Genomic DNA, 6,034 nt, shown 5'->3' with positions numbered 1-6,034 from the left:
AACTTTTTAAAGAGCGTTTGAGCTGTTGCTCAATCAAGGCCGCGTATTCTACATCGTTCCGCTGCCTTGTCAACCGTTTATTTTTCGATGTTTTCCGTCTCCGGAAAGCGCCGAAAAATGACCCGGCTTACTGCTTGTTTCGAGGCGCGCATTCTACATTGAATCGCTTGCCTGTCAACTGCTTTCTGAAGAATTTAAAAACTCATTTTCTTCAAAACTTTCAAACAGTTACCTTTCGATTTCTGAGCCGCCTCAGCGGTGCTCCCCTCGAAAGAGATGCGCATTCTACAGACCTGCTGAAGGGTGTCAACGGCGATTTTGAAAAAAACTCAAAATCGCCCAAAATCGATTATGCAGTGATCAGAACCCGGGCAATCTTCTTCTTGCCTGCCTGGATCACGCAATCATCACCTTCTACAAACATCCGATCGCCTTCAAATTTCTGGCCATCCAAAAAGACGGCACCGCGACCCAGAACATCTCTCGCTGCCGCGCCATTTTTCACCAAACCCGCCAGGCGAAGCACGGACGCCATCGGAATCTCTGACTGCCCCTCCAGAGGCACCTCTACAGTCGGCACATTGTCAGGAATCTCGCCAAGGGCCACGCGATTACCGGCAGACTTGTGGGCCGTACGCGCCGCTTCTTCGTCGTGAAACCGGGTAATAATCTCTTCCGCCAGCAACTTCTTATAGTCCTGGGGGTTGGCACCATCGGCGACAGCCTTACGGAACTCCTCCACCTCCGCAAGCGGCCGGAAGCTCAACAGCTCGAAGTAACGCCAAAGAAGCTCATCAGGCATAGACAACAGCTTGGTATACATTTCACCCGGCGAGTCATTTACCCCCACGTAGTTACCCAGAGATTTGGACATCTTCTGGACACCATCGAGCCCTTCCAGAATCGGCATGGTAAGGATTACCTGGGGCGACTGGCCGTAGTGCTTCTGGAGAATGCGCCCCATTAGCAGGTTGAACTTCTGGTCGGTCCCGCCCAACTCAACATCGGCTTCCATGGCCACCGAGTCGTAACCCTGAACCAACGGGTAAAGGAACTCGTGAATTGCGATCGCCTGCTCAGCGCGGTAGCGCTTGGTAAAATCATCCCGCTCCAGCATCCGGGCAACGGTGTACTGCCCTGCCAACTTGATCATGTCGGCGGCGCTCATTTTGCCCATCCAATCGGAATTGAACATGACACGGGTTTTTGCAGGGTCCAGGATCTTGAACACCTGCTCTTTATAGCTAACGGCATTCTCGGCAACCTGCCGCTCTGTTAATGGAGGGCGCGTGGCACTCTTACCAGTAGGATCACCGATCATTCCGGTGAAATCACCAATCAGAAACATCACTTCGTGACCGAGATCCTGGAATTGCCGAAGCTTGTTGATGAGAACCGTGTGCCCAAGATGAAGATCTGGTGCGGTGGGATCGAAACCCGCCTTGATCCGGAGCGGACGACCTTCCTTCAGCTTCTCGATAAGCTCATCCTCCGGAATGAGTTCGTCTACGCCTCGCTTGATTATCGCCAACGCTTCATCAATGGATGCCATGAACAACACGTCTCCGCTTTGATCCTGAAAAAGCCCTGCCAGTTACAGAGCTCAACAAAAGAAATCTGTGAGTTACCTGATCCCCTGCTAAAGTAGGCTGACCAGATTTTGATCAATGCCGATATCGCAGGGCGGCGTATTATAACAACGCTGTCAAAAGAAATCCGGAGGTTGGGACAGTAACCGTAATGTTCCACGCTGTCCCGCATGCATTTTATACGGTAATCTGTTGGACTATACTTGAACTACAGCTTTAATTAGGTAATACAAGCTGCCGGAATACCGATTAAAACGGGTGTGACACGTGCTGAAAATGTTTCCAAAAACACACATTACCATTGCTGCCGCGGCGACCCTTGTTGTCACCAGCGCCATTCTCATGAGCCCGAGCAGCAACGTTGAAGCCAAGAGAATGTCCTACTCTCTCGATCTGGAGGAAGGCACCGCTTCCAAGACAAATACCCCGTCCTCGGAGCAAGAAGCACAGCCGGCTGAAAGCCGGACAGAAAGCCAGCCAGAGCCACTGGAGGCAGAAGACATCGCAACGCCTGTCAGCCAGCAAGCGAGCCTGTCTGAGCCGGAACAACCGACGACGCCCAGGGAACCGGAACTCGACTGGCAGACCTTCTCAATCAAATCCGGTGACACGCTTTCCTCCCTGTTCAAAAAAGCCGGTTTCAATGATGGCATCATGCTTGCCGTTATCCACGGTGACGGTGAAGCGGACAAACTTCAGCGGTTGTACTCCGGCGAGACCATCCGTTTCGCAACAACCGATGATGGGTCACTTGCAGCCATTGAGCTGCAACGGAATCTCCTGGAAATGCTGAAGATCCGGAAGGAAGGCGATAACTTTTTCGGCGAGACCGAAGTTCGCAAGCCTGAAGCACGGCCAGCCTTCGCATCCGGCACCATTGACGGCTCCCTTTATCTGTCTGCACGCGAGGCTGGGCTCAACGATCGCCTTACCATGGAGCTGGCCGGCATTTTCGGCTGGGACATCGATTTTGTATACGATGTCCGCAAGGGCGATCAGTTTGAAGTCGTTTACGAAGAGCTCTATCTGGACGGCCAAAAGTTCGACACTGGCCGCATCCTGTCTGCCAGGTTCGTTAACCGCGGCGAAGAAAACCTTGCCCTGCTTTACACCAACAGCGATGGCGACAGCGACTATTACGCGCCCAACGGCAAGAGCATGCGCAAAGCCTTCCTGAGAACACCGATCAACGCCCGGGTCTCTTCCCCGTTCAACATGCAGCGCCGCCATCCCGTGCTGGACGTAGTTAGGCCGCACGAGGGCACCGACTACGCAGCGCCTCCGGGAACCCCCATCAAGGCAGCGGGTGTTGGGCGTGTGAAATTTGCCGGCTGGAAAGGAGGCTACGGCCGCACCGTAATCCTGCAGCATGGCGACAACATTACCACCCTGTACGCTCACATGAGCCGCCTGGGAAAAGGCATCAAGAACGGCACGCGAGTGAAACAGGGCGAAACCATCGGCTATGTCGGCTCTTCCGGCATGGTAACCGGTCCGCACCTGCACTATGAGTTCAGGGTGAACGGCGCTCCACGTAACTCTCGCACCGTAAAGCTGCCAGACGCGAAGCCCATTCCGTCTTCCGAGATGGCGCGGTTCAAGCAATTCACCGAACAGCGTATCGCACAGTTTGACGTATTCCGCGAGAGCTACCAGCAACTCGCACTGGCTTCAGACGACTGAGCGCAATGGAAGCCTGGATAGGAATAATGTCCGGCACCAGCATGGACGGTATTGACGCCGTGCTGGTGTCCTTTCAGAACAACTCCGTACAGATTCACACCTCTCGCACAGCTCCCTATCCCGACCCGGTCCGACACCGCCTTCTGGCCGCCAGCCAGAACCAGGCCGACCCCGATGAAATCGGTGAACTGGACACTCTGGTTGGCACATTGTTCGCCCAGGTCGCAGACGAAGTCATAAGCGCTTCTGGTTTTAACCCGGCTGCCATTCGGGGCATAGGCAGCCATGGGCAAACACTGCGCCATCAGCCATCCGGACCAGCGCCTTTTTCGATCCAGATTGGCAATCCCTCAGTGGTTTCTGAGGCCACCGGAATTACGACGGTTGCCGACTTCCGGAGGCGGGATATGGCAGCTGGAGGCCAGGGAGCCCCGCTGGTTCCTGCCTTCCACAAGGCTTTTTTCAGCTCGGAGACAGAGAACCGATGCATTCTCAATCTCGGTGGTATCGCCAACATCACCTGGCTTCCCGCAAGCGGTAACCTACCAGCAACCGGGTTCGATACCGGCCCGGCCAACGCACTGATGGATGCCTGGTGCCTGGACCAGACCGGGCTTCCTTTCGACAGCGATGGCCATTGGGCCAGCGAGGGCCATGTCAACCAGGATCTACTCAACGACATGCTCTCGGATGCCTACTTTGCCAAGGCGCCGCCAAAGAGTACCGGGAAGGAACGGTTCAATCTTGAGTGGGTGAAAACACTGGTGAGCCGCCACCCGGACATTGCTACCGAGGATATTCAGCGAACCCTGCTGCAACTGACTGTTGCCAGCGTGGTGAAGCAGTTGCCTCAGACTGGCGACCTTGGAATTTACGTGTGCGGCGGTGGCGCACGAAACCCACTCCTGATGTCGGAGCTTGGCAAAGCACTGCCCCAAGCCCGACTCACCCTCACATCGGAGCTGGGCGTAGACCCGCAAATGGTGGAGCCTGTTGCATTTGCCTGGCTTGCAAAGCAGGCGATTGAGGGGAAGCCGGGTAACTTACCGGATGTGACTGGAGCAGCCGGCCCGCGCATCCTGGGCGCCATTTACCCTGCCTGAAGCTCTCCCTGGTCAGATAGAGAACGAACTGCCACACCCACAGGTGGAGCTGGCATTCGGATTCTGGACGACGAACTGCGAACCCTGAAGGCCTTCCTGATAATCGATAGTTGCGCCCACGAGATACTGGTAACTCATCGGATCCACCAGAAGACATACGCCGTCTCGCTCAATGACGGTGTCCTCTTCATCCTGGTTTTCGTCAAATGAGAAGCCGTACTGGAATCCGGAGCAGCCCCCGCCCGTGACAAAGACGCGGAGTTTGAGCTCGGGGTTCTCCTCTTCCTCGATCAACTCACGTACTTTGGCAACGGCGCTGTCACTGAAGAACAGCGGTGTGGCCATTTGTTGCTGAACTGCGCTCAAGTTCGCCTCCGGATTATCGTGAACAACTCAGGCGATTATGGTATTCCTGACTAAAACAATCAACTATTCGGACTTTCCACCATCGGACGTTGCTTCGGATTCTGACGCTTCGTCGCCTGCAGGGGCCTTGCCTTTGTTGGCCCCGGCAGAGTGACTATCCTGCCCAAGTAACCCGACTGGCTCCCTTTGATGTACCAGGTTGCCATTCACCGACGCACCCATCGCCATCTCAATGAGATTATAATAAACGCTGCCATTGATAGAGGCTTTTTCCGCCAGCTCAAGGTGTGCCGAGGCATAGACATCTCCGTGCACAGTCCCATTGATAATGACGTGAGGCGCGTTGATGTCGCCAGTCACTTCGCCAACTTCCGAAACCCTGAGTACCGCATCCGTCCCTTCATCGGCAACAACCTTGCCGCGAATCCGACCATCCACATGCAGACCGCCAGAAAAGTGTACATCCCCTTCCACCGTCGTTCGCGAGGAAATCAGGGTGTCGAAATGGCCAGTGGGCCGGCGCGGCTTCTGCTTTTTCTTGCCAAGCATGTCAATTCTCCGTTAAGTCATCCCAGTTAAAAGTACGCTCGGCTTGCGAGGATTTTTTCCCTTCCGCCTGGGCTACCACCTGAATCTCGAGCGGTTCAAATTCGTCCGGCAACTCCAGGGAACCTTCGACATCCTGGAAATAGCGGAAGCGGAATTTCACCCCGAGATCCGCAATATCATCGGAAAGGTCCCGCAGCGCGATGACCTCTTTCTCTTCATCTCTTAAACCAATGACGTTCACCGCCACCACACCGGAAATGTAGCTCTTGTTGTTACCGACCTGAGTCAGCACCAGCTTGAAGTCATAGGTGCCCTGGTTCCGGGCACGGGCCAGCGTGAAACTGTCGACCTGGAGGCCTTTGCTGGTCTCCGACGGCGCCATAATATTTTTATAGAACGTCAGGTCCGATTGCAGCGACGCAATCCGGGTTTCCAGATCAACGATGGTTTTTCGTGCCTGATTCAGGGCCTGCTCATCAATAGCCCGCCCACGTTCCAGGTTAATCAACTGCTGCCGTGCCTCACGGTAATCCGCCCGGAGTGTCTGAACCTCATTCTCAAGTACCTGATTTGACTCCTCAGCACTGGAGAACCGAAAACCACCCTGGGCCAGGCCCGTTGCATAACCGGCAACCGCGGCAACAATGGTGAACACCAGCAGGATGGCCGTTCTTCGCAGGCGGTAGCCCGGGCGATGACGAATGACCACATATTCTTCAGCCGGCTTTCGCTGTTCGCTCACAG

The 6,034-nt window shown here is 55.0% G+C and carries 6 protein-coding genes; 2 read left to right on the top strand and 4 right to left on the bottom strand.

Annotated elements, in window-relative coordinates; all coding sequences use genetic code 11:
- Positions 1 to 349 precede the first annotated feature (349 nt).
- Entirely contained in the window at positions 350 to 1,552 is a 1,203-nt protein-coding gene (gene tyrS / locus ACESMK_RS19005; RefSeq protein WP_373001983.1) for a tyrosine--tRNA ligase, read from the bottom strand.
- A gap of 304 nt (positions 1,553 to 1,856) precedes the next feature.
- Here tyrS and ACESMK_RS19000 point away from each other — a divergent pair, with 304 nt between their 5' ends.
- Together ACESMK_RS19000 and ACESMK_RS18995 are read left to right on the top strand one after the other, a co-directional pair.
- Positions 1,857 to 3,272: an OapA family protein gene (locus tag ACESMK_RS19000; RefSeq protein WP_373001981.1), complete on the top strand. Its 1,416-nt coding sequence runs from the start codon at positions 1,857 to 1,859 to the stop codon at positions 3,270 to 3,272.
- A gap of 5 nt (positions 3,273 to 3,277) precedes the next feature.
- The gene (locus tag ACESMK_RS18995) at positions 3,278 to 4,375 is read left to right on the top strand and encodes an anhydro-N-acetylmuramic acid kinase (protein WP_373001979.1); all 1,098 of its coding nucleotides are present in this window, start codon (positions 3,278 to 3,280) and stop codon (positions 4,373 to 4,375) included.
- Positions 4,376 to 4,387: 12 nt separating this feature from the next.
- Here ACESMK_RS18995 and erpA read toward each other — a convergent pair whose 3' ends face one another.
- The 3 genes from erpA to ACESMK_RS18980 form a co-directional block, all read right to left on the bottom strand.
- The gene (gene erpA, locus ACESMK_RS18990) at positions 4,388 to 4,720 is read right to left on the bottom strand and encodes an iron-sulfur cluster insertion protein ErpA (RefSeq protein ID WP_373001993.1); all 333 of its coding nucleotides are present in this window, start codon (positions 4,718 to 4,720) and stop codon (positions 4,388 to 4,390) included.
- An 84-nt stretch (positions 4,721 to 4,804) separates the two neighbouring features.
- A complete protein-coding gene (locus ACESMK_RS18985) occupies positions 4,805 to 5,290 on the bottom strand; it encodes a polymer-forming cytoskeletal protein (RefSeq protein WP_373001977.1) in 486 nt (161 codons plus the stop codon).
- A 1-nt stretch (position 5,291) separates the two neighbouring features.
- Positions 5,292 to 6,032 carry a DUF6776 family protein gene (locus ACESMK_RS18980; RefSeq protein ID WP_373001975.1) on the bottom strand — a complete coding sequence of 247 codons (741 nt, stop codon included), beginning with the start codon at positions 6,030 to 6,032 and terminating at the stop codon, positions 5,292 to 5,294.
- Positions 6,033 to 6,034: the final 2 nt, after the last annotated feature.

It is taken from the genome of Marinobacter sp., assembly GCF_041687235.1.
In the GTDB taxonomy this organism is placed as follows: Bacteria; Pseudomonadota; Gammaproteobacteria; order Pseudomonadales; family Oleiphilaceae; genus Marinobacter.
This window is presented reverse-complemented; position numbering and strand designations above follow the sequence as displayed.

What these genes read in the sequence shown, in the direction of transcription:
- ACESMK_RS18995 (WP_373001979.1), top strand. Translation starts at nt 3,278, where the DNA reads ATGGAAGCCTGGATAGGAATAATGTCCGGCACCAGCATGGACGGTATT.
- erpA (WP_373001993.1), bottom strand. Translation starts at nt 4,720, where the DNA reads ATGGCCACACCGCTGTTCTTCAGTGACAGCGCCGTTGCCAAAGTACGT.
- tyrS (WP_373001983.1), bottom strand. Translation starts at nt 1,552, where the DNA reads ATGGCATCCATTGATGAAGCGTTGGCGATAATCAAGCGAGGCGTAGAC.
- ACESMK_RS18985 (WP_373001977.1), bottom strand. Translation starts at nt 5,290, where the DNA reads ATGCTTGGCAAGAAAAAGCAGAAGCCGCGCCGGCCCACTGGCCATTTC.